Here is a 2,608-nt window from a genome sequence, read left to right on the forward strand (position 1 = left end):
ATCTATGCTTATATTTTCTAGTTGTCCTTTCTTGTAGAGGTCTTTTATTTTCATTTCATCACCCATAAGACTTTTTAGGTTTCCATTTGCTTTTTCTAAAGTTTCATTCATCTTTTTTCTTATTTCTTTGTCTAAGTTGATTGACTCTTTTGCTGCCTTTATTGTGTATGTTATTATGGTTTGTGCTGCTTGACCTGCTTCTTTGCTTATTTCTTCGTTTATCATGTTTTCTCTCCTTTGTTTGAATTAAAAAAGGGAAGTATAGGCTTTAATTTTTCTATACTTCCCTTTGATTGTTTTTATTTTATTTTTCTCGGTGGTGGAATGCTTTATTTTGATGTTTTTATATATTTCTTAGGTCTTTATACCTTTTATGCTTTTAAATAGCTTAAAATACCTTTCCGCCTTTAGTAGTTTGTGTGTGTTCTTTTGTCTGATAGATAGTTTTTCATGTTGGAATATATAATCTGTATTTCTTCATTGTTCATTGATTCTATTTCTTCTAATTATTACTATTATTAGAATGATTCCAAGGATATTTTCAATAATTAAAACTTTTAAATATTTAGGTGTGTCTATATTTAATTTTTGAAAGTAAGTATCTATTTCACTATCTTCAAATCCATCATCTTCAAAAAAATGTTCTTTAACTACTCTAGAATCATATATTTCTAATCCATATCCATCTGGAAAACCTAGACTATATTGAATTTTCGTTATCTCATAGTTAATGTTAAAATGCTCTTTTACCTTTGCGACAATATCCTCACTTTGATTGATAACTTCTATTGTAGTTGTAGTGGTTATCAAATCACCTAAAACTAATAAAGCCGTGTAGCCATCTATCACAACAAAAAAATCACCATTATAATAAAAAGAATTTTTTTCATTTACTCTACCTAAATCATTCTAAAGTTCAATTTTTTTATTTTGATAAAACATTCCAACTTTCTCCAGCATCTTCAGAATAAAATTGAATTCCATTGGATTCATACTCTCCTGATGTAACAGTAATATATAATTTATTCCCCTTACTTTCAGGCATAGAAAGATACTTATAATCATCCAATTTTAGTCCGATTTCTTTTCCTTCTTTTGGTATATCTTTTACCTTATCCATAGGTAAATTAACTTGTCTAAAGGTAAGACCTCCATCTTTTGTACTATATATTTGAGAGTACTGTCCAGATGCTCCCTGAATTCCAATAAAACCAAAATCATTTGAAAAGAATATTATTCCTTCAGCTGATCCGGTTTCATCCATAAAAGGATCTTTGTTGATAACTTTCCAATTTTCCCCACTATCAATCGATTTTTCAAATGCATAGAACCTTGAACCGGCAGCAGCATCTACAACCACAAGTCTATATCCTATTTTTTTATCATCTAAAACAAAGGTATATACCGTACCATTATTTTCATCTGTAATCCATCTTTTTGAACTCTTTGCATCTTCAAGTATTTCGCTATTATGTTCATTTTCAAGTATTTCCGGTGATATATATTGTGGCTCCATTAGATACTTAAATGAAGATATATCTTCATTATTTTTTATATAAAGAGAAGCCATATACCCACTAAATTCTCCTCCGCTTGATAACTTAGAAGGCGCCAATCCTGTATTATATTTTCCATCACCATCTGCATCTCCATCTAATATAGAGAGTCCTTTTTCTGAATTAACTTTTTCTTTTCCTGAATATAAAAAAGAATATGTTTGATTTTGTTTTATATTCTCCCAATTATGAACTTGTTTTCTGTAATCGGATTGCTTAAGAATTGCGAAAAAAGGATTTAATAACTTATCCGAATTAATACTAAGACCTTCGCCTTCATTAAGCCATATATTTATTTTACTATCTTTCTTATAGTCATAGGTAATTAAAAAACCTTTCAACTGTCCTTTATCATTTTCTCCATATAACATTGTTTCTATATTCGTAATTGTTCCATCCTCTGTAAACTCAATGTAGAAATCATCTGAAACATAAATTTTTTCTGGTAAAGAATTTTTTTCTCCTATATCGTTTATCAATCCATCAATACCATTTTCATAAATATTATTATGAATGAATTTTATCTTTTTATGATTTAAGAAATCGTCAATTTTCCAAGATAAAGCCCCATTATAAGGAATTGCTGTGTGTATTATCATCCCTCCAAACACTAGGCTTATAGCAATAAATAAAACCAAACGGAATTTAAAATAACTTGCCCGATACCCTCTATGTCTTAATATTAATCTGACTAAAAGTAAGATAATTAGTAAAATCACAAAAGGCAACATAATTCTAAGCCAATAATGTGTTCCTCCTAACTTACAAAGTTTCCATAAAATATACATACAAATTGAATATAAAACTAAGATTATATAATCAACTAACGGTTTTAGTTTCTTCTTCACATCAGTCCCTCCATTCATGTGCATTATATCATTTTTTAGGTAATTTTTCTATATCAGCTTCCTACGGTGCTTGAAAGTCCCCTAATAAAGTTAAAACATCTTACCTTTCCGAATTCCTATAACTATCTTTTGTTCTCTCTTTTTTCTTTTCGTATTTTTCCCGTTGCTCTTGATATTTTTTAATCTGTGCTATTACACTTGGTT

2 protein-coding genes and 1 pseudogene are annotated in these 2,608 nt (G+C 28.9%); all 3 read right to left on the minus strand.

The features are described 5' to 3' along the window. A pseudogene (locus HMPREF2933_RS10270) lies at positions 1-225 on the minus strand (PcfB family protein); the annotation flags it as partial. A 252-nt stretch (positions 226-477) separates the two neighbouring features. Beyond that, positions 478-849 carry a hypothetical protein gene (locus tag HMPREF2933_RS01700; RefSeq protein WP_004825300.1) on the minus strand — a complete coding sequence of 124 codons (372 nt, stop codon included), beginning with the start codon at positions 847-849 and terminating at the stop codon, positions 478-480. 76 nt (positions 850-925) lie between these two features. Continuing rightward, positions 926-2,404, minus strand: coding sequence for a WD40/YVTN/BNR-like repeat-containing protein (locus HMPREF2933_RS01705; protein ID WP_039861666.1), 1,479 nt, complete (start codon positions 2,402-2,404; stop codon positions 926-928). Positions 2,405-2,608 lie beyond the last annotated feature (204 nt).

Source organism: Streptococcus sp. HMSC066F10 (assembly GCF_001813805.1).
GTDB classification, from domain to species: Bacteria; Bacillota; Bacilli; order Lactobacillales; family Streptococcaceae; genus Streptococcus; species Streptococcus vaginalis.